General features: G+C 61.4%; 17 protein-coding genes. 16 read left to right on the top strand and 1 reads right to left on the bottom strand.

From position 1 onward, the window contains the following. The first annotated feature begins 7 nt into the window (after positions 1 to 7). The 4 genes from nuoN (at position 8) to NIM87_RS02160 (ending at position 4457) form a co-directional block, all read left to right on the top strand. Positions 8 to 1453 (top strand): NADH-quinone oxidoreductase subunit NuoN, encoded by a 1446-nt coding sequence (nuoN, locus tag NIM87_RS02175; RefSeq protein ID WP_332017499.1) that lies wholly within the window; start codon positions 8 to 10, stop codon positions 1451 to 1453. Beyond that, positions 1454 to 2284 (top strand): biotin--[acetyl-CoA-carboxylase] ligase, encoded by an 831-nt coding sequence (locus NIM87_RS02170; protein ID WP_254672985.1) that lies wholly within the window; start codon positions 1454 to 1456, stop codon positions 2282 to 2284. Positions 2285 to 2357: 73 nt separating this feature from the next. Further along, a complete protein-coding gene (locus NIM87_RS02165) occupies positions 2358 to 4031 on the top strand; it encodes a ribonuclease J (RefSeq protein WP_254672984.1) in 1674 nt (557 codons plus the stop codon). Between the two features lie 174 nt (positions 4032 to 4205). After that, entirely contained in the window at positions 4206 to 4457 is a 252-nt protein-coding gene (locus tag NIM87_RS02160; protein ID WP_254672983.1) for a DUF1467 family protein, read from the top strand. 51 nt (positions 4458 to 4508) lie between these two features. On the opposite strand, the gene NIM87_RS02155 is transcribed toward NIM87_RS02160, so the two are convergent. Further along, on the bottom strand, positions 4509 to 4829 hold the full coding sequence (locus tag NIM87_RS02155; protein ID WP_254672982.1) for an MmcQ/YjbR family DNA-binding protein: 321 nt from the start codon (positions 4827 to 4829) through the stop codon (positions 4509 to 4511). 296 nt (positions 4830 to 5125) lie between these two features. Here NIM87_RS02155 and proS point away from each other — a divergent pair, with 296 nt between their 5' ends. The 12 genes from proS (at position 5126) to bamA (ending at position 21914) form a co-directional block, all read left to right on the top strand. Further along, entirely contained in the window at positions 5126 to 6475 is a 1350-nt protein-coding gene (proS, locus tag NIM87_RS02150) for a proline--tRNA ligase (protein ID WP_254672981.1), read from the top strand. Beyond that, positions 6472 to 7845 carry an ABC transporter permease gene (locus tag NIM87_RS02145; protein WP_408640042.1) on the top strand — a complete coding sequence of 458 codons (1374 nt, stop codon included), beginning with the start codon at positions 6472 to 6474 and terminating at the stop codon, positions 7843 to 7845. The genes proS and NIM87_RS02145 overlap by 4 nt, the downstream gene beginning before the upstream one ends. Continuing rightward, positions 7838 to 8524, top strand: coding sequence for an ABC transporter ATP-binding protein (locus NIM87_RS02140; RefSeq protein WP_254672980.1), 687 nt, complete (start codon positions 7838 to 7840; stop codon positions 8522 to 8524). The genes NIM87_RS02145 and NIM87_RS02140 overlap by 8 nt, the downstream gene beginning before the upstream one ends. 869 nt (positions 8525 to 9393) lie before the next feature. Further along, positions 9394 to 12849, top strand: a complete 3456-nt coding sequence (dnaE, locus tag NIM87_RS02135) for a DNA polymerase III subunit alpha (RefSeq protein ID WP_254672979.1) — start codon at positions 9394 to 9396, stop codon at positions 12847 to 12849. Between the two features lie 480 nt (positions 12850 to 13329). Next, a complete protein-coding gene (rpsB, locus tag NIM87_RS02130) occupies positions 13330 to 14103 on the top strand; it encodes a 30S ribosomal protein S2 (RefSeq protein ID WP_254672978.1) in 774 nt (257 codons plus the stop codon). A gap of 167 nt (positions 14104 to 14270) precedes the next feature. After that, a complete protein-coding gene (gene tsf, locus NIM87_RS02125) occupies positions 14271 to 15197 on the top strand; it encodes a translation elongation factor Ts (RefSeq protein WP_254672977.1) in 927 nt (308 codons plus the stop codon). A gap of 197 nt (positions 15198 to 15394) precedes the next feature. After that, positions 15395 to 16114 (top strand): UMP kinase, encoded by a 720-nt coding sequence (pyrH, locus tag NIM87_RS02120; protein WP_254672976.1) that lies wholly within the window; start codon positions 15395 to 15397, stop codon positions 16112 to 16114. 109 nt (positions 16115 to 16223) lie between these two features. Continuing rightward, positions 16224 to 16784: a ribosome recycling factor gene (gene frr, locus NIM87_RS02115; RefSeq protein ID WP_254672975.1), complete on the top strand. Its 561-nt coding sequence runs from the start codon at positions 16224 to 16226 to the stop codon at positions 16782 to 16784. Positions 16785 to 16817: 33 nt separating this feature from the next. Further along, positions 16818 to 17579 carry an isoprenyl transferase gene (locus tag NIM87_RS02110; protein WP_254672974.1) on the top strand — a complete coding sequence of 254 codons (762 nt, stop codon included), beginning with the start codon at positions 16818 to 16820 and terminating at the stop codon, positions 17577 to 17579. After that, on the top strand, positions 17576 to 18436 hold the full coding sequence (locus NIM87_RS02105) for a phosphatidate cytidylyltransferase (RefSeq protein ID WP_254672973.1): 861 nt from the start codon (positions 17576 to 17578) through the stop codon (positions 18434 to 18436). The genes NIM87_RS02110 and NIM87_RS02105 overlap by 4 nt, the downstream gene beginning before the upstream one ends. A gap of 42 nt (positions 18437 to 18478) precedes the next feature. Continuing rightward, positions 18479 to 19615 (top strand): RIP metalloprotease RseP, encoded by a 1137-nt coding sequence (gene rseP / locus NIM87_RS02100; RefSeq protein WP_254672972.1) that lies wholly within the window; start codon positions 18479 to 18481, stop codon positions 19613 to 19615. A gap of 184 nt (positions 19616 to 19799) precedes the next feature. Beyond that, positions 19800 to 21914, top strand: a complete 2115-nt coding sequence (bamA, locus tag NIM87_RS02095) for an outer membrane protein assembly factor BamA (RefSeq protein WP_254672971.1) — start codon at positions 19800 to 19802, stop codon at positions 21912 to 21914. Positions 21915 to 21919: the final 5 nt, after the last annotated feature.

Below are 21919 nucleotides of genomic sequence, written 5' to 3'. Positions count from 1 at the left end.
GACTGACGTGAACTCTGACGTTACCGATTTCGCGAGCCTGGCTCCCGCTTATCCCGAAATGCTCATGGCCGTGGGCATTCTCGTCCTGCTGCTGGTCGGCGTGGTGATCAACAAGGAGCGCTCGGCGCTTGTGTCGTGGCTGTCCGTTGGGCTGCTGGTCGCCACGGGCCTCCTGGTCATCCTGCAGCCTGTCGATGGGGTGGTCTTTAATGGCCTCTTCGTCGCGGACAGCTTTGCTCGCTACATGAAGGTGCTGGTCATTGGCGGCGCCGGTCTGGCGCTGATCCTGGCCATGTCCAACGCCGAGGAAAATGGCGTCCACAAGTTCGAGTATTCCGTGCTGGCTCTGCTCGCCACGCTGGGCATGATGGTCATGGTTTCGGCCAATGACCTGATGAGCCTCTATGTCGGCCTCGAGCTGCAGTCGCTCTCGCTTTACGTCATGGCTGCCATCAAGCGCGATGATACGCGGGCGTCCGAAGCTGGCCTCAAGTACTTCGTGCTCGGCGCACTTTCCTCAGGCCTGCTCCTTTATGGCGCATCGCTGATCTATGGTTTCACCGGTCACACCAACCTCAATGAAATCGTCGTCGCCATCGCCAATGGTGGTCGCTCCATCGGCCTGATCTTTGGCGTGGTCTTCCTGCTGGCCGGCGTTGCCTTCAAGATTTCCGCCGTGCCGTTCCACATGTGGACGCCCGACGTTTATGAAGGCGCACCGACCCCGGTTACGGCGTTCTTTGCCACGGCCCCCAAGGTCGCCGCGATGACGCTGATGGTCCGCCTGGTGATGGATACTTTCGCACCCATCACCCAGGACTGGCAGCAGATCGTTATCTTCCTCTCCATCGCCTCCATGGTCCTGGCCGCCTTTGCGGCCATCGGCCAGCAGTCGATCAAGCGCCTGATTGCCTATTCCTCCATTGGTCACGTGGGCTTTGCTCTTGTGGGCCTGTCCTCGGGCACCCAGGTCGGGGTGGAAGGCGTCGCGATCTACATGGCCATCTATATCGCCATGACCGTGGGGCTGTTTGCCTGTGTTCTCTCGCTGCGCACCGACACCGGCTATGTCGAAACCATCGACGAACTGGCCGGCGCCGCCCAGACCCGGCCTTTCGTGGCCGCCATCATGGCCATCCTGATGTTCTCGCTGATCGGCCTGCCGCCGCTCGCCGGGTTCTTTGCCAAGTGGCATGTGTTCCTGGCGGCCATCGAGGCTAATCTCTATGTGCTCTCGGTTATCGGCGTCCTGGCCTCGGCCATCAGCGCCTTCTACTACCTGCGGGTGGTCAAGGTGATGTTCTTCGACGCGCCGATCAAGCAGTTCGCTGCTGTTCCGGGCGAGCTCAACATCATCATGGGCGTGTCCGGGTTCCTGGTCGTCACCTACTATTTCACCGTTGGCAGCCCGCTCGCTTCCATGGCGCACACCGCCGCCGGAAGCCTGTTCTAGGTGGCAGATTTCCGTCTTGGTCAAGAGGCCCGCACTGCCGGCTACCGGTTGGCGGGCTTCGACACCATAGGCTCGACCAACAGCGAAGCGCTCGCGGCTGCTGCCGCGGGTGATCCGGGCGGCATCTGGTTTGCGTCCTTGCAGCAGACCGCAGGGCGCGGACGGCGGGGCAGGGAGTGGCACAGCCCCTCCGGCAACCTCGCAGCGAGCCTTCTCATCGTGCCCGACGCGACGCCCGACATCATTGCCACTCTCGGTTTCGTGGCTGGCGTTGCGCTCAATTCCGGTCTATCCGCAATCCTGCCGGGTGGCATGGTCCGCATTGGCATTGATGGTGCGGATGGGGCCGACGGTCGCTCCCGCATTGCCCTCAAATGGCCCAATGACGTTCTGGCCGATGGCGCCAAGCTTGCTGGTATCCTGCTTGAAGCCAGCAAGACGCCCGATGGCCGCACCGCGATCATCGTCGGCATTGGCGTCAATGTTGTTGCAGCGCCCGAAGGTGTGCCCTATCCAGCCACCTCACTGCGGGCGCTTGGTGTCGAGCGTTCCGCGGCGGATGTGTTCGAGGCCTTGTCCGACGCCTGGGTCGATACCTTCCGGCTGTGGGATGATGGTCGTGGGGTGAGCGCAGTGCTCGAACGCTGGCGCGGCTCTGCTGCCGGGATCGGCGCTCCGGTGGCCATCAGCCAGGACGGCGTGGTCCGCAGGGGCATCTTTGAAACCATCGACTCCTCAGGTCGGTTGATCATTCGCGACGACGATGGTGCGCGCATACCGATCACGGCGGGAGACGTACATTTTGGGGCAACGGCCAGCGCCCAAAGCTGACCACAACATAAGGGCAGGCGACCGGCGACCTCAGATCGTCCGGCGTCTGCCCAGACAAAGGAATAAAATACCCATGGCTAAGAACCAAAGGGATGAACTCGTCTTTGTGCCTCTTGGGGGCGTCGGCGAGATCGGCATGAACATGGCCGCCTATGGCTTCGGTCCGGCCAACCGCCGCAAGTGGATCGTCGTCGACTGCGGCGTCAGCTTTGGCGGCCCCGATCTACCCGGCATCGAGCTGATCATGGCCAATCCCGAATTTCTCGAGGAGAACGCCGACGACGTTCTGGCGCTGATCCTCACCCATTCTCACGAAGACCATTACGGCGCCGTGCTCGATCTGTGGCCGGTCTTTGACAAGCCGGTTTATGCCACCCCCTTCACCGCGGCCATGCTGGCCGCCAAGCGGGCGGGCGACGGCATTGTCGAGAATGTCGATATCACCATCATGCGCCCGGGCAAGGCATTCACGGTCGGCCCGTTCACCATCGAACCGATCAATGTTGCCCACTCGATCCCCGAGTCCAACGCCTTGCTGATCACCACCCCTATTGGCCGTGCCCTGCATACTGGCGACTGGAAGCTTGATCCCACGCCGGTGGTCAATGCCCCGACTGATGTGGCCCGCCTTCAGCAGATCGGCGAGGACACCTCGGTGCCGCTGGCCCTGATCTGCGACTCGACCAATGCCATGAAGGACGGCGAAAGTCCCAGCGAGCAGGAAATCGGCGACAATCTCGCCAAGCTGATCGCGGATGCACCGCATCGCGTTGCCGTCACCACCTTTGCCTCCAATGTGGGGCGCGTGGTCTCCATCGTGCGCGCTGCGCACAAGGCCGGTCGCCAGGTTGTGCTCTCGGGCCGCTCGCTGCACCGCATCATGGGCATTGCCCGCGAGTTGGGCATGCTCGAAGGTCTGCCCAACCTGCATGACCAGGATGCGTTCCGCTCCATCCCGCGCGACAAATGCGTGCTGATCTGCACGGGCAGCCAGGGCGAAGCCCGCGCCGCCATTGCCCGCATCGCGCGCGGCGATCATCCGGTCATCGACCTCAATGCCGGCGACCGCATGATCTTCTCGTCCTGGGCCATTCCGGGCAATGAACGCGAAGTGCAGGACATCCAGAACCTTCTTATCGACAAGGGCGTCGAGGTTCTGACGGCCGGCGACGCACTGGTCCATGTCACCGGCCATCCCCGTCGCGGCGAACTGCGCAAGCTCTACTCCTGGGTCAAGCCTGAGGTTCTGGTGCCGGTCCATGGTGAAGCCGCGCACCTGCAGGCCCACGCCAAACTGGGCCGCGAAGAAGGCATTGCCAATGTCTGCGAGGCCCGCAATGGCGACATGGTCCGCCTCTTCCCCGAGGCGATGACTTTCCCCGCTGAAGTGCGCGTCGGCGAGCTTTATCTCGATGGCCTGGTGCTCTGCACGCCCGAGGAAAGCGGCGTCAAGGGCCGCCGTCGGCTCTCGTTCGGCGGCATGGTCATTGTCAGCCTCTGCGTCAATGCTAGCGGTCAGGTGGTCTCCGGCCCCGATCTCGTGGTTGAGGGACTGCCCGAGACCGACGATGAATCGGTCACCGACCTCATCGAAGACGCCATCACCGGCGTTATCAAATCGATGCCCGCCAAGCGCCGCAGCGACACCGAAGTGCTCAATTCGGCGCTGTTCAAGGCCATCCGCAACGAGGTCAACGCCTTCTGGGGCCGCAAGCCCAATGTCAGCGTCTTCGTGCACCGGGTCTGATGCAGGACTGAAATTCATTTCCCCCACCAGCTGTCACCCCGGCGAAGGCCGGGCCCATTTCGAGATTTCAGGATGGGCCCCGGGTCAAGCCCGGGGTGACATCCGGTGGCAATGGCAGCACCCGCGACAATCCCGCCCCTTCCCCTTGAACCCCAAGACGCGTAGACAAGCCCCATGCAGATCGGTTCACTCATCGCCGTCTATTTCGTGGTCTGGTGGCTCACCTTCGTGGCAGTGCTGCCCATTGGCAGCCATAGCCATCACGAAACTGGCGCTGAAATTGTCGCCGGTTCCGATCCGGGCGCGCCGGTGCGACCGCGACTGGTCATGAAGGCCCTCATCACCACGGCGCTCGCCGCGGCCCTGACCGCACTGCTGCTGTGGGGCCTCAGCAACGAAACGCTCCAGGCCTACTGGAACCGCTGACCTTCGCCTTCCATGCGCAATTGGGGCCGTAGCGCCCGCGCTGCGCCGTGGCTATTTCCTGGTCTTTGCCACTGCATGAGCATGCGCCATCGTGAGCGCCGCCGCGATGTCATCATCGCTGGCGGGTACGATGAGAATCGTTGTCCAGCCCTGCCGTCCCCAGCCATTGTCGATGGCCTGAAATATTTCAGGGGCAACCATACATTTGAATTCTTGTTCCTCGGGCGTGAACTTGAGGTTTGCGCTCAGCCCGTCAGCAGCCAGCGTCGCAAATGTGCGCTTCACCTTGAACGCCGTGCGATCAAAATGCGGACCGGCCACAGTGCCGGGCTGCGCCATGGCAATTCGCACAAAACTTTCAGTGCTGGCCATAATATGTTGTTCCTGAAACAAAAAAGCAGGGCACTGGGCCCTGCTTGTAAAAGTTTGTTCGACAATACGTTGGTCTTAGGCACGCTATTCAGCGGCAGCCAACGCTCCTCCCTTGACGTTGTCGACGTCCGGCGGTTTGGGCCGCCTTTGTTTTATTGTGGCGGACCCTAACAATAGAAATTGGGTCTGCCAAGCGGATTCTGCATAGCTTGCATGCTTGCATCGAATGGACGCTTGCGATTTGAGTGGGCATCAACGAAACCCTCGAGTCGATGACCTTTTCCGTTGGAGTTCCCATGCGCCTTTCCCGCTATTTCCTGCCGGTGCTGCGTGACGTTCCCAAGGAAGCCGAGATCGTCTCGCACCGGCTGATGCTGCGTGCCGGCATGATCCGCCAGCAGGCGTCCGGCCTCTATTCTTGGTTGCCGCTGGGCTACAAGGTCCTGATGAAGGTGCAAAAGATCATCGAGGAGGAGCAGAACCGCTCCGGCGCGATCGAATTGCTCATGCCCACCATCCAGTCTGCCGATCTCTGGCGCGAGTCGGGCCGCTACGACGCCTATGGCAAGGAGATGCTGCGTATCGAGGACCGCCACGAGCGCGAATTCCTCTATGGACCGACGAATGAGGAGATGATCACCGACATCTTCCGCACCTATGTGAAGTCCTACAAGGACCTGCCGCTCAATCTCTACCACATCCAGTGGAAGTTCCGTGACGAGGTCCGCCCCCGCTTCGGCACCATGCGGTCGCGCGAATTCCTCATGAAGGATGCCTATAGCTTCGACCTGACCAAGGAAGCCGCCGTCGCCGCCTATGAGCGCATGTTCGTTGCCTATCTGCGCACTTATGCCCGCATGGGCCTGACCGCCATTCCGATGCGCGCCGACACCGGCCCCATTGGCGGCGACCTCAGCCACGAGTGGATCATCCTGGCCGAAACCGGCGAAAGCCAGGTGTTCTGCCACCGCGATCTGCTCGACAAGCCCATTCCCGGCCAGGACGTCGATTTCCGCGGCGACCTCAAGCCGATTTTCAACGACTGGACCTCGCTCTACGCCGCGACTGAGGAAATGGTCGATATGGCCGAATATGAGGCCAACGTTCCCGAGGACAAGCGCGTTTCTGCGCGCGGCATCGAGGTCGGTCACATCTTCTATTTCGGCACGAAATATTCCGAGCCGATGAAGGCCAGCGTCACCGGCAATGACGGCAAGGAAACCGTGGTCCACATGGGCTCCTACGGCATTGGCCTGACGCGCGTGGTTCCCGCGATCATCGAAGCCAGCCATGACGAGAACGGCATTGTCTGGCCGGTTTCCGTCGCGCCCTTCGAGGCCGTGCTGATCAATTTGAAGGCCGGCGATGCCGAGACCGACGCCGCCTGCGACGCGCTTTATGCCGAACTGACCGCCGCCGGCCTCGACATGCTGTACGATGATCGCGACCAGGGTGCGGGCGCCAAGTTCACAACGGCGGACCTGATCGGCATTCCCTATCAGCTGATCCTGGGGCCGCGCGGCCTTAAATCCGGCGAAGTCGAGATCAAGCATCGCAAGACCGGCGAGCGCGAAACGCTGCCGCTCACCGGGGCGGTCGCACGCCTCAAGGGCCTGATCGAACCCCAGCGGATGACCGACATTTGACCGACAGCGCGCGCGCAGTTCCGGGAGGCCGGGCAACCCGGCCCTTTTCCCGCTTTGAGTGGATGATCGCCGGACGCTATCTGCGCGCCCGCCGCAAGGAAGCCTTCATCTCGGTCATTGCCAGCCTCACCATGGTGGGTGTTGCCATTGGCGTGGCGACTCTCATTGTCGTTATGTCGGTGATGAACGGCTTCCGGGGCGAACTGCTCGACAAGATCCTGGGCCTCAATGGCCATTTCACCGCCTATCCCATCGAAAGCCAGTTCACCGACTATCGTGAGACAGTGGCGGCGCTCGAACAGGTCGATGGCGTCAGCTTCGCCGTCTATTTCGTCGAAGGCCAGGTGCTGGCCTCCGGTCGCGGCTCCTCGACCGGCGTTTCCGTGCGCGGCATGGACGAGGAAAACCTGAAAAAACTGGATTTGCTCTACAATTCGGCAGAGCAGGGCGGTTTCGACCAGTGGGATGACAGCAAGGGCGTCGCCATCGGCTATCGCCTTGCGCAGACCTTGGGCGTCGGCATTGGCGATTCTGTGCAGATCATCAATCCCGATGGCGCCATGACGCCCTTTGGCTCCACCCCGCAGATCCGGTCCTACCCGGTCAATGCCATCTACAATCTGGGCATGGTCGAGTTCGACAGCTTCTTCATGTACATGCCGCTCGAGCCCGCGCAGGATTATTTCCGCATGGTCGACGAGGTGCTCAAGCCCGGCCAGGCCCAGCTCGATCCGCTGGCCAGCGATGAGGAAATCGACGCCGCCTATATGCGCATTCCCCGCGCTTCAGCGGTGGAAGTGTTTATCGATGACCCCGATGAAGTCGGCATCATGCGTCAGCGCCTGCAATCGGCGCCCGGCGTTCGCCCGCTGGTGCTGACCGATTGGCAGCAGCGCAACGAGACCTTCTTCTCGGCCCTGCAGGTCGAGCGCGTGGTGATGTTCACCATCCTCTCGATGATCATCCTGGTGGCAGCCTTCAACATCATCTCCAGCCTCATCATGCTGGTGAAGGACAAGGGTGCCGACATCGCCGTGCTGCGCACCATGGGCGCGACGCGGGGTGCGATCATGCGCATCTTCTCGATCACCGGCACCACCATTGGCTTTATCGGCACGGCGGTCGGCACCGGGCTCGGGCTGATCGTCGCCGCCAATGCCGAGGCGCTGCGGGCCTCGATCTCCAACCTGCTGGGCGTTACCCTATTTCCGCCCGAGGTTTTCTTCCTCTCCTCGCTGCCCAGCCGCACCGATCCGATGGAAGTAACCGTGGTTGTGGGGATGGCCCTGGGACTCAGTTTCCTCGCCACGCTCTATCCGGCCTGGCGCGCCGCCCAATACGATCCTGTCGAGGCGCTGCGCTATGAGTAAGCCCCATCTGCGCCTGTCCGGCGTGCATCGTCATTACGGCGAAGGCGAACGCCTGGTGCGCGTCCTCGAAGCGGCAGACCTCACGGTCGAAAGCGGCGAGCTGGTTGCGCTCGTCGCCCCGTCCGGTGCCGGCAAGTCAACGCTGCTGCATCTCTGCGGCCTGCTAGAATCGCCCCAGAGCGGCGAAATCGAGATCGTCGGCCAGCCCACCAGCAGGCTCGGCGACCGCGCGCGCACCCAGTTGCGCCGCTCGACGGTGGGCTACGTCTATCAGTTCCATCACCTGCTGCCCGAATTCACCGCGCTCGAAAACGTGGTCATGCCCCAGCTCATCGCCGGCGTTGAGCAGAAGGCCGCCGAGGCTAGGGCCATGGAATTGCTCGATCTGCTTGGCGTCGCCCCCCGCGCCAGCCACCGCCCGGCCGAACTTTCCGGCGGCGAACAGCAGCGCATCGCCATCGCCCGCGCCGCCGCCAATCATCCGCGCGTCATCCTGGCCGATGAACCCACCGGCAATCTTGATCCCGAAACCAGCGACCTGGTGTTTGAGGCCCTCAAGGACCTGATCAAGAACGAAGGCGCCGCCGCCCTCATCGCCACCCACAACCACGACCTCGCCCGCCGCGCCGACCGGATCGTAACGCTCAAGGGCGGTCTCGTGGTGCCGCACACGCTTTAGATTCCGCAGATCTACAAAAGCGCTGTGTCATGATCACCAGCACCGGCATCTCGGCGCCTGCGCGCCTCCCCCTATCAGGGGGAGGTAGTGAAGCTTGGCCTTTAGGCCATAGCGAAACTGGGTGGGGGTATTGTCTGCAACAAAAATGCATCCACGAAAATCTTATCCCCGCACCCCAAACCTCTCCCATACTCCCTCCATCCCCACCGGCGACACGGGGTGCCGACGACGCTGCGGGGGGGGCGACGGGCCGCACCGGGTCGCCGGGGCGGGGGCGTATATGCTGACCACCGGCCGCTCAACAGAAGAGACTGGCGACAGGCGGCAATGGGTGTCTAAAAACATCCGGGCCAAAGGTCTGCGCCGACAGCCAAGGGGATGAGCACCTGCACGGGGGCCGCTCGATGCATGCGTCACATCTCCCGATCGTGGGAAGCGGCTTTCGCCTCTTCTTTACTAATACCTTTGGGGCGAAAGCCGCTTTTCACCGTGCAAACGCACGACCCTGGATGGGTCGGGCGCTACGAGTCGTGCCGGATGGGTGCCAATCGGCATGTCCCGAATCTTAACGCCTCCCGAACTTTTCCTAACCAAATCCTAACCAGTTAACCGCTGTCCCCGGTTTCACCGATGTTCCTGTCTGGACGAGAACAAAGATCGAACATATAAGAACATTACGAAAACACGGGAGACCACGATGCTCAACTTCGTTAAAGACCTCGCCGCTTTTGTTACCCTTGGTGCCTTCACCATCGGCTCGCTGACCTGGATGGATATCCTCACCCACTTTGCGTGATCGGCTGTGGATTGACCGCAGAGTGGTTTGACCCCGCGCGGGCCGTGCCACAAGGTCAGTTCAGGAGATGCACATGCGCGGCCCTGGCTTCATTCACCTTCACGTTCACTCTGCCTTCTCGCTGCTTGAGGGGGCCGTGCAGCTCGAAAACATCCTCAAGCTGGCGGCCGAGGATGCGCAGCCCGCGCTCGGCATTGCCGACACCAACAATCTCTTTGGGGCGCTCGAGTTCTCCGAGAAGGCCACGAAAAAGGGCATTCAGCCCCTGATCGGCGTCGAACTGGCCGTCGATTTCGCCGCTGCGGAGGAACGCCTTAGCGAGCGCGGCCATATCGCCTGGGCGGGCAAGTCCAGCATTGTGCTAATGGCCCAGTCCGAGCAGGGATTCTCCAATCTCTCCCGCCTCGTCTCCCGCGCCTATCTCGAAGGCGAGGATGGCATGGCGCGCGCCAGCCTCGACTGGCTGGATCGCGATAGTCTATCCGGCCTCATCTGCCTCTCCGGTGGCCCCGAAGGCGGCATCGACATGGCCTTTGCCAATGGGCAGGACGCCAATGCGGTTCGGCGCCTGGACCGGCTGGCCGACCTGTTCGGTGATCGCTTCTACATCGAATTGCAGCGCCATGGCCGCCCCATGGAAGCCGCAGTGGAACCGCGTCTGGTGGATTACGCCTACCGCAAGGGCATTCCGCTCGTCGCCACCAACGAGCCCTTCTTCAAGACGGCCAGGGAATATGAGGCGCATGATGCGCTCTTGGCCATCGCCGGTGGATCGGTGCTGGCCCAAAATGAGCGCCGCAAGCTCAACGACCAATATTATTTCAAGACCCGTGCCGAAATGGTCGAGTTGTTCTCCGACCTGCCCGAGGCGCTGGATTCGACCATAGAAATTGCGCGCCGCATTGCCTTCCGCCCGCGCACCCGTGGCCCCATCCTGCCGAAATTTGCCGCAGGATCGCACGACACCGAGGACGAGATTGTCGCTGCCGAGGCGCTCGAATTGCGCCGGATCGCCATGGAGGGGCTCGATAAACGCCTCGCGGTCACCGGCATCGCCCCCGGCAAGAGCGAAGCGGAATACCGCGACCGGCTCGAGTTTGAGCTGAGCATCATCGAAAAGATGAAGTTCCCCGGCTATTTCCTCATCGTGGCCGACTTCATCCAATGGGCCAAGGCGCACGATATCCCGGTTGGACCGGGCCGTGGTTCGGGTGCCGGTTCTCTCGTGGCCTATGCCACCACCATCACCGACCTCGATCCCTTGCGCTACAACCTGCTGTTTGAGCGCTTCCTCAACCCCGAGCGCATCTCGATGCCGGACTTCGACATCGACTTCTGCCAGGACCGGCGCGAGGAAGTCATCGACTATGTGCAGGACAAATACGGGTCCAGCCAGGTCGCGCAGATCATCACCTTTGGTACGCTCCAGGCCCGCGCCGTGCTGCGCGACGTCGGACGCGTCCTGCAGATGCCCTATGGCCAGGTCGACCGCATCTGTAAGCTCGTGCCTGCCAACCCGGCCGATCCATGGTCCATCGAGCGCACCATGAAAGAGGTGCCGCAGTTCAAGCAGATGGCCGACGAGGACGAGACCGTCGCCCAGCTCGTCGAGATTTCCAAGGCGCTCGAAGGACTCTTCCGCCACGCCTCGACCCATGCTGCCGGCATCGTTATTGGCGACCGGCCATTGCAGGAGCTGCTGCCGCTCTACCGCGATCCGCGTTCCGACATGCCGGTGACGCAATACAACCTGAAATGGGTCGAGCCCGCCGGCCTCGTCAAATTCGACTTCCTGGGTCTGAAAACCCTGACCACCATCCGCTACGCCGTGGACATGGTGAAAAAACGGGGTGTCGAACTCGACATCGACGCCATCCCCATCGATGACGCGGCGACCTACAAGCTTTATGCCCGTGGCGACACCTACGGCATCTTCCAGTTTGAAAGCGCCGGCATGCGCCGGGCCCTGATGGAGTTGAAGCCCGACCGCATCGAAGACCTGATCGCCATGAACGCGCTCTATCGGCCTGGCCCGATGGACAACATCCCGAGTTTCATTGATCGCAAGCATGGTCGCGAGGATGTCGCCTATCCGCATCCGACGCTGTCGACAGTGCTCGACGAGACTTACGGCATCATCGTCTATCAGGAACAGGTGATGCAGATCGCCCAACTCCTGTCAGGCTACTCGCTGGGCGAAGCCGACATGTTGCGCCGCGCCATGGGCAAGAAGGACCGCGCGGAAATGGACCGCCAGCGCGTTCGTTTCCGCGACGGTTCGGCCAAGGAGGGCGTCAAGGAAGCGCTGGCCGACGAAATCTTCGACCTGCTCGCCAAGTTCGCCAACTACGGCTTCAACAAAAGCCATGCGGCGGCCTATGCCTGGGTCTCCTATCAAACCGCCTATCTCAAGGAACACTATCCGCACGAGTTCTATGCAGCGTCGATGACGCTCGACATGGCCCAGACCGACAAGCTGGCCGATTTCCGTCGCGAAGCGAGCAAAAAGGGTATCGAGGTTGTCCCGCCCTGCGTGAACCAGTCCGAGGTCGTGTTCTCGGTCAAGAACGACCGCGTTCATTATGGTCTGTCGGCGGTCAAGGGCGTGGGCCGCGCCATGGCAGAACACATTGTCGAAGTGCGGGGCGATACGCCGTTCAAGGATCTCGGAGATTTCGCCCGCCGGGTCGATCCGCGCGTTCTCAACAAACGCACGCTCGAAACCCTGGTCAATGCTGGCGCCTTCGATGGTCTGGCGCCACGGCGCGAAGTCGCCTTTGCCGCCGTTGAAACAGTCATTGGCACGGCGCAGGCCCTGACGGCTGACCGCAGCAGCGGCCAGGTCTCCATGTTCGATAGTGTCGAGGAAGAGCCGTTCCGCCTGCCCACGGGCGTCGCCGTATGGAATTCCACCGAACGCGCCGATCGCGAACTGGCCGCCATCGGCTTCCACCTCTCGGCCCATCCGCTCGACGCCTATACCGATCTCTTTGAGAAGCTTCGCGTCCAGCGCTGGAGTGATTTCGAGCGCGCGGTCAAGGATGGGGCAGGGGCCGGGCGTCTCGCCGGAACCATTTCATCGCGTAACGACAGGCGAACGCGTAAGGGCACGCCGATGATGATCCTGTCCTTGTCCGACCAGAGCGGCACCTTTGAAACCATTGCCTTTTCCGAGCAGATCAACGAATACGGCGCCATCCTGCAGCCTGGCAATTCGGTCATACTCCAGGTGGGCGCCGATGAGCGCGCCGAGGGCATCAGCCTCCGCCTGATTTCGGCAGAGCCCATCGAGGGCCTCGCGGAACGCGTTGATCGGCAGCTGACCGTTTTCACGGCCGACGCCAAGGCTTTGGGGGCCATCAGCGCCCAGCTCAAGCGCGGCGGTAATGGCACCGTCAATTTCGTGGTCATCCGCGATGGCGGCGCCCGTGAATATGAGATCGAACTGCCCGGGAAGTACAACATCACGCCCGAAGTGGCGGGAGGCATCAAGGCATTGGATGGGGTGACCGACGTCCGCTTCGCCTAGGCCCCATTGCCATTCAGCTCGGGCCCAGCCGAAAATGTCGAGAACCGGAGCGCGTTTCCAGAAAAAGTGGCAACGGCTTTGCTCCTCGGACTTGATCCGAGGATCAGCAGCGCGACCTGACTCTGGATTTCGTCGATGCGATTGCCCAGAAAAGCGCGGGGGAGGCGAGCCATCGGCCCTTCCTCCCTCGCTCAGGGGCTCTCACCCTTGACCCCGCGTCTGGGCGCGGGTCTATGATCAAACAATAGCATGAAGGGCCCAACTGTTCCTTGAACTTGTTGTGAAAATGCGAAGAATTGCCCACGCAGGGGCCGGTGGCTTGCTTCTCTGGCCTTGTTCGCATATAGCACGCACGCGTTCGGCATGGGTCGAACGTGATTTCACACACGAAGCAGGCTTTCCTTTGCTGGAAATCCAACCGGTGGCGGGTTCCGCTGCAAGGCTTCGTGGAGGCATCAACCGGTAAAGGAGCAGCCCATCATGGCACTGCCAGAATTCTCTATGCGTCAGCTTCTCGAAGCTGGTGTTCACTTCGGCCACCAGAAGCACCGCTGGAACCCGAAGATGGAACGCTACATCTTCGGCGTTCGCAACGACATCCACATCCTCGACCTGAGCCAGACCGTGCCGGCCCTCAGCCGCGCCCTGCAGCTTGTGTCTGACACCGTTGCCGATGGCGGCCGCGTGCTCTTCGTCGGCACCAAGCGTCAGGCTGCCCCGCTGGTGGCCGATGCCGCCAAGCAGTCGGCCCAGTACTATGTCAATTCCCGTTGGCTCGGCGGCACGCTGACCAACTGGCAGACCATCTCGAACTCGATTGCCCGCCTGCGCGAGCTTGAGTCGATGAGCGAGGCCGATCTGTCCCTGCGCACCAAGAAGGAGCGCCTGATGATGTCCCGCGAGCAGGAGCGTCTTGAGCGCGACCTGGGCGGCATCAAGGACATGGGCAACCTGCCCAACCTGCTGTTCGTGATCGACACCAACAAGGAAGAAAACGCCATCAAGGAAGCCCGTCGTCTGGGCATCCCGGTCGTTGCCATTGTTGATACCAATTGCGATCCCGACATCGTCGATTTCGCCATCCCCGGCAATGACGACGCCAGCCGCGCTCTCGAGCTTTATGTCTCGCTGATCTCGCGCGCTGCCATCGACGGCATTGGCCGTTCGTCGAGCGCCCTGGGCACCGACCTCGGCTCTGCATCCGAAGCTCCGGCTGAGGACCTGCCGACCGAAGGCGAAACCGCCGTCAACTAATCGTCGTCTAGGCGTGCCTTCCTTGGCTGGGAGGCACGTCCAGCCCGAATGCGGGCTGGCGCATGATTGGGAAAAGCGAATATCGGTTCTCCCGCACGATCATGCTCAACACAGACTGATCCCTACTCAAAAAGCCGCCCCGCAAGGGGCCGCCAAGAGGTGAACCCATGGAAATCACTGCTGCAATGGTCAAGCAGCTCCGCGACTCGACTGGCGTCGGGATGATGGACTGCAAAAAAGCACTGGCCGAAACCAACGGCGATCTGGAAGCTGCGGTCGACTGGCTGCGCACCCGTGGCCTTGCCAAGGCTGCCAAGAAGGCCGATCGCGTTGCTGCCGAAGGTCTGGTTGGCGTTGTTACCGCCGGCACCAAGGCCGCCGCTGTTGAAGTCAACTCCGAGACCGATTTCGTTGCGCGCAACGAGCAGTTCCAGAACATCGTCGGCACCGTTGCCAAGCTGGCGCTCGACGCCGATGGCGACGTCGTCAAGCTGGGCGAAATGCCGTTCCCCGGCACCGGCCACTCTGTTTCGGCTGAGCTGACCGAAGCCATCGCCAAGATCGGCGAGAACATGAACCTGCGCCGCACGCAGACGGTCTCGGTGACCGACGGCGTCGTCGAAAGCTACATCCACAGCGCGGTCAAGCCCGGCCTGGGCAAGATCGGTATCCTGGTTGCGCTTGAATCGACCGGCGACAAGGCTGCCCTGTCGGCTCTCGGCAAGCAGCTGGCCATGCACATTGCTGCCGCCCAGCCGCAGGCCATTTCGGTCGAAGAACTGGATCAGGACGTTGTCGCCCGTGAGCGCGCCATCATTCTCGAGCAGGTCAAGGAAAGCGGCAAGTCTGCCGAGATCGCCGAAAAGATGGTCGAAGGCCGTATGCGCAAGTACTTCGAAGAAGTCACCTTGCTCAGCCAGGTCTTTGTCATCGACGGCGAGACCAAGGTTGCCGACGCGATCAAGAACGCCGAAAAGGATGCCGGCGCTCCGATCAAGCTGACCCGTTTCGTGCGTTTCGCCCTTGGCGAAGGCATCGAAAAGGTCGAAAGCGACTTCGCCGCTGAAGTGGCGGCCACTGCCGGCGTCAAGTAAGCCGAACCATCTTGAGGATGGGCCCAAGGGCCCGTCCTCCGCTCTCCAGAACGCGCTATTATCTGGATCGAGCTCACGAATTTCACAGTCCTCTCATGTAGAGCCTCGGCTTCATTTGCTGAGTGTTTTGCCTTAGGGTTCGCCGGGCCCGCCGGATTCGGTGGCCCGCATATTTTTCTGATCAAGGGGTCCGGCCGATGTCACCAGTTCACAAGCGCATTTTGCTCAAGGTTTCGGGTGAGGCGCTTGCCGGTGACAATTCATTTGGCATCGAGCCACCTTTCCTCCAGGCCGTCGCCAAGCAGATTGCCGACGTAGCCCGCTCCGGCGTCCAGGTCGCCATTGTAGTGGGTGGCGGCAACATCTTTCGCGGCATGGCCGGCGCTGCCGACGGCACCGACCGGGTCACGGCCGATTTGATGGGCATGCTGGGCACCATGATCAATGCGTTGGCCCTCAGCAATGCCATCATGCGCCAGGGTGTCATGTCGAAGCCCTTTAGCGCAGCGACCATGCCTTCAGTGGCGGATACCTTCACCGCACGCGACGCCAAGCTCGCCCTGGAGGAAGGCTTTGTGGTCGTTCTGGGCGGCGGCACCGGCAATCCGTTTTTCACCACCGATACGGCAGCCACCTTGCGCGCCATCGAGTTGGAATGCGACGTGGTGCTCAAGGGCACCAAGGTCGATGGGGTTTATTCCGCTGATCCGAAAAAGGACCCGACGGCCACCCGCTATGATGCTATCGGCTATGACGAGGTTATTCAGCAGAACCTCAAGGTGATGGATACTGCCGCCTTCGCGCTTGCCCGCGACAACGCCATGCCGATAGTCGTGTATGCTCTGGATGACGAAGCCGGTCTTTCGGGCGTATTGGAGGGCAGGGGGCGGTCTACACGTGTGGGCCACCCGCTCTAGCGCGACAACGGACCGTGGCGTCGCTCCCCCGGGAGCAAAAGTAGAACCGGATCGGCGCAGACACCTGTCAAGCGACCCATATCTGGCACAAGACTGGAAGGAAACGGCAATGGCCTCGACGTACGATCTCAACGACCTCAAGACCCGGATGCAGAAGTCCGTCGCTTCACTCAAGGACGAATTGGGCGGCTTGCGGACTGGCCGGGCCAGCGCCAGCTTGCTCGATCCGGTATCGGTTGAGGCCTATGGCTCGCGCATGCCGCTGAGCCAGGTCGCAACGGTGACCGTTCCCGAGCCGCGCATGCTCTCGGTTCAGGTTTGGGACCGTTCAATGGCAAATGCCGTCGAAAAGGCCATTCGCGACAGTGGCCTGGGCCTCAATCCAATGGGTGAAGGCCAGGTGATCCGTGTTCCCTTGCCCGAGCTCAACGAGCAGCGCCGCAAGGAACTGGCCAAGGTTGCCCACACTTATGCCGAACAGGCCCGTGTCGCCGTGCGCCATATTCGTCGCGACGGCATGGATGCCTTGAAAAAGGCGGAGAAAGACGGCGACATGAGCCAGGACGACGTCAAGAAGCAGTCCGAACTGGTGCAGAAAGCCACCGATGACGCTGTCGCCGAAGTCGACACCATCGTGGCACACAAGGAACAGGAGATCATGCAGGTCTGAGTGACCCGCTGATCTCGCGCCGGGAGGGCGTCAATGGCAGGGGAACCGGCCGCCAGTGTTAACGTCGAGACGGGCGCGGGCCTTAAGATTCCGCGCCATCTTGGCGTTATCATGGACGGCAATGGTCGCTGGGCCAAGCTGCGCGGCAAGCGCCGGACCGAGGGGCATGTCGAGGGCGTCAAGGCCCTGCGCGGCCTCGTTGAGCACTGCATCAATTATGGCGTCGGCTACCTGACGGTGTTCAGCTTCTCGTCCGAGAACTGGTCCAGGCCGCCCGACGAGATTTCTTTCATTTTCAATCTTTTGCGTCGCTTTGTTGCATCAGACCTGCAGCGCTTAATCCGCAACAATGTCCGCGTGCGGATCATCGGCTCCCGCCAGGATCTCGACCCGTCCCTGGTGCGGTTGATCGAGGATGTTGAGGCCAAGACCCACGCGAACACGGGCCTGACACTGGTTGTTGCCTTCAACTATGGCAGCAAAACTGAGATTGTTGCTGCCGCTCGCCACCTGGCCCGCGAAGTGGCCGCCGGTCGGCTCGATCCGGAAGCAATCGACGAGAAGCGGCTAGGCGATGCGCTCTATACCGCCGGCATGCCCGACCCTGACGTGATCATCCGTACCAGCGGCGAACAGCGCCTGTCGAATTTCCTGTTGTGGCAGGCCGCCTACGCTGAATTCGTCTTTGTCGATGAGCATTGGCCCGATTTTGACGAGGCCAGCTTCATCCGGGTCCTCGAGTCCTATTCCCAGCGGGACCGGCGGTTTGGCGGCATTGGAGCGACGGCGAGTTGAGCGAACCGGGCGGTCCCCAGCCAGAACCTTCCAGACAGACCCGGCGTTCCTGGGCCGATATTGGTCCGCGCCTCGCTTCAGCTGCCGTACTGATCGCCCTGACCGCAACGGCAATCTATGTTGGCAGCTATCTGTTCGCGGCCGTAGTCGGGGCCGTTTACGGCGGCGCCTATCGAGAATGGGAAACCATGGTCTCCCGCGCCCCGCTCACGCCAATGGGTTGGCTGCTGATCGGCCTCGTTGGGGTTTCCGGTCTGCTCTATCTGCTCCTTGGCATTGTCGGTTCACTGGCAACAATCGCACTGGCCTGCGTCCTGGCGATCTTCATGGGGCGCGAGCACCTGGCCTGGCGCATCGGCGGGCTGGTGCTGTTTGGTCTGCTCATTATCTCCCTCATCGCGATGCGCGGCACCGGCAACGCCGGCATCTGGGCAGGGCTCTATCTGGGCACCGTGGTCTGGATGACGGACTCTGCCGCCTTTTTCACCGGCCGCCAGATCGGCGGCGAAAAGCTGGCGCCCGACATTTCGCCATCCAAGACCTGGTCGGGCGCGCTTGGCGGCCTCGCATTGGGGACTGGTGCCGGGTTGCTGGTCTGGATCTGGGTCACCGACTCTCCCATCTGGATCGGCATCTTGCTGTCCGCGACAATCAGCATACTGGGGCAGGCGGGCGACTTGTCCGAAAGTGCCATCAAGCGATTCTTCCGCATCAAGGACAGTGGCGACATCATTCCTGGTCATGGCGGGTTGATGGATCGGCTCGATAGCCTCACATTCGGCGTGTTCCTGGTGGCAATCGTGGGCATGTCCCACGCCGGATTCGGCGCAATCGCCGAAGGTTTGCTCCATTGGTAGTGCGCCGGCTCCTTTTTGGGGCACACCTGAATTGGATACTGCATGTTTGATTTCGCCTTCTGGCTCCTGTCCTACATCGTGCCCTTCCTTGTGGTGCTCACGGTCATCGTCTTCGTCCACGAAATGGGCCACTATCTGGTTGCCCGTTGGAACGGCGTGGCGATCCAGACTTTTTCCGTCGGCTTTGGGCGCGAACTGATCGGTTGGAACGACCGGCACGGCACGCGGTGGCGCATTTCGGCTATCCCGCTCGGCGGCTATGTGCGCTTTGTTGGCGACATGAACCCCGCCGGCGGGCACGACGCTGATGTCATCGAAAAGGCGCCGCCGGAATTGGCCCCGCGACTTTTCGTCAACAAGAATGTCTGGCAACGCATTGCCATTGTCGCCGCCGGCCCGCTGGCCAATGTGCTTCTGACCTTCCTCATCCTCTACGCTCTGCTGCTGGGCTATGGCCGCTACACCATCACACCGGTAATCGGTGAGGTGCTGGCCGGTTCAGTTGCCGAATCCGCCGGATTTCTCGCAGGCGACGAAATCATCGCTGTCGATGGCTATGCTGTTCGCGGCTTTGAAGATTTCCAGCGCTATGTCGCCACCAGCCCGGAGCGCCCTGTTTCAGTCGAGCTGAAACGCAACGGCGAGACACAAAACCTGACGCTGGTGCCTGAAGCTGTGCAGGTCGAAGATCGATTTGGCAATGAGCAGCGGATCGGACGAATCGGGGTCACCCGGGACGTTGAAGACGCTGACGTGGTCCTCTATCGGCCCGGTCCGGTCGAGGCCGTGGGCATGACGCTCGAGGAAATCCGCTTCATCGTGCAGCGAACCGCCGCATTCCTGGGGGACTTCTTCGTCGGCCGCGGTGACGTGGAGCAACTGGGTGGACCGGTAAAGGTCGCCAAGGTCTCCGGCGAGGTCGCCACCCTTGGCATCGTCGCCCTCATCAACCTCATGGCGCTCCTCTCCCTCAATATCGGGGTCTTCAACCTGTTGCCGGTGCCCATGCTCGACGGTGGACATCTGATGTACTATCTGGTCGAGGCCATTCGGGGCCGCCCCCTCAGCCTGCGGATCCAGGAAATCGGGTTCAGGTTCGGGTTTGCCCTGGTGCTGGCACTGATGGTCTTCACATTGTTCAACGACACGGTGTTCGACCATTTCGGTATTTTGCGCTAACGCACTGTTAACCTTGGTTTGCAAGGTGTTGCACGAATACACGGGTGCCAATGAATTACTAACCGCGAAGGCACTGACGCCTTGTTCCTGGTTAAAAAAACAGTAAAACAGTCCAATGGAGTTAGCTTGGGGGAGCGCTGTGCATGGCGATTCTCCGAGCCGGTCGCAAGAAGGCAATAACAATATGACTCACCCCACCAAGCTGATGCGTGGCGCGGTTTCGGCGATCGCAATCCTGGGGGCTTCCCCCATGGTCGCTGGCCTGCCTATCCTTGGCGTCGTGACAGCACAGGCACAGGAGCAATTGGTTGCTTCGGTGCTCTTCGAGGGCAACCGTCGCTTCCCGGACAGCCAGCTTCTGGCAATGGTCGATATGTCGACCTCCGGTATTTTCAGCCAGCAGCGCCTGAATGCAGACATCGAAAGCATTCGCCAGGCCTATGACCGCGATGGTTTCACCTCGGTTTCCGTGACGGCGCGGACTGAAGCGACCGACGATGGTCGCGTTCGTGTGATCTTCACGGTCAACGAAGGGGAGCGCGCGGGTATCGCGGCGATCAACTTCACCGGCAATAATTCGATCGGTGCCAATAATCTCAAAGGCACGATGCTCACCAAGGAATCGGGCGTCCTGAGCTGGCTGCTCCGCGACGATACCTATGACGAGCAGAAGATGGCGGTCGATCGCGAGCGCATTCGTCTGTACTACGCCAACCGCGGCTTCCCCGACGCGCAGGTCAATTCGGTCTCCGAATATGATGCTGCCCGCAACGCCTATTTCATCAACGTGACGGTGAATGAAGGCCAGAAGTACGAATTCGGCACCGTCGGCATCGAGACCAGCATTGATGGCCTCAATACCGATGCGCTGCGGGGCACCGTGCGGACTGGCCAGGGCGCGACCTATTCTGTGCTCGACCTGCAGACGTCCATCGAAGACATGGCATATGAGGCGACCGCCCAGGGCTATTCCTTCGCTGACGTGCGCGCTCGTCTCGACCGCGATGTTGCGACCAACACCTTCAACGTCACCTATCTGGTGGACGAGGGTGCCCGCATTTATGTCGAGCGCATCAACATTACGGGCAACGTCAAGACCCGCGACTTCGTCATTCGTCGCGAGCTCGATTTTGCTGAAGGCGACCCGTTCAACCGCTCGATGGTTGTTCGCGGACGCAGCAATATCGACGCCCTTGGTTTCTTCTCCAAGGTTGATGTGACCACCGGTCCAGGCTCTTCGCCGGACAAGATCGTGCTCAACATCAATGTCGAAGAAACCTCGACCGGTGAATACGGTGCGACGGCAGGTTACTCGACCTCCGACGGCATCCTGGGCGAGCTTTCGCTGACCGAACGCAATTTCCTGGGTCGTGGTCAGTATCTGCGTGCCGCCATTGGCGCTTCGCAGTCGGGCCGCACCTTTGACTTCTCGTTCACTGAGCCGCGCTTCATGGGGCTCAAGGTTTCGGCTGGTGTTGATGCCTATCACCGCATCAACGACGAAACCTCCACCAGCTACTACGGCTCGGAAACGACCGGTGGCCAGCTGCGCGTCGGCGTGCCGCTGACCAGCGCTCTCAATGCCCAGTTCTTCGGCGGCTACGAGCGCAAGCTGATCAAGGATGTCGATGCACCTAATTCGACCTTGGTCAACGATGGCGATACGTTCAACAAGGCTTTCGTCGGCTACACCCTCACCTGGAATGGCGTCGACGACGTCAAGAACCCGACCGAGGGCCTCTATGCCACCTTCTCCCAGCAATACATCGGCTGGGATCATAACCTGCTGCGCAGCGAGGCGCGCGCTCGCTACTTCATGCCGCTCATTCCAGACAGCGGCATGGTGGCAAGCGTCCGCGGCCAGGCCGGTGTTATCAACAGCCTGGACGGCGGTTCGGTGCATCCGGTTGAAGCCTTCACGCCGGGTTCGCAGTTGATCCGCGGCTTCGAGGGCAGGGGCTTCGGTCCGCGCCTGGGGACTGGCGAATATGTCGGCACGACGATGTTTGCCGGTATCTCGGGCGAAATCGAGTTCCCCATCCCCGGTCTGCCAGAGAACTACGGTCTGAGCGGTGCGGTCTGGGCCGACGCTGCCTGGATTGGTGACAGCAGCGACATCCTGGGTGGTGCTGGCGCTGTTGCTACCAGCAATGATCAGCCTTGGCGGACCTCCGTCGGTGCATCGCTTATCTGGGACTCGCCGTTTGGCCCGCTCCGTGGCGACTTCGCTCACGTGCTGAACAAGTCGACCGACGACCGGACACAGATGTTCCAGTTCACCATCTCGACCTTGCTCTAGTCCGA

This window comes from Devosia ureilytica, assembly GCF_024273195.1.
Taxonomy (GTDB): Bacteria; Pseudomonadota; Alphaproteobacteria; order Rhizobiales; family Devosiaceae; genus Devosia; species Devosia ureilytica.
This window is presented reverse-complemented; position numbering and strand designations above follow the sequence as displayed.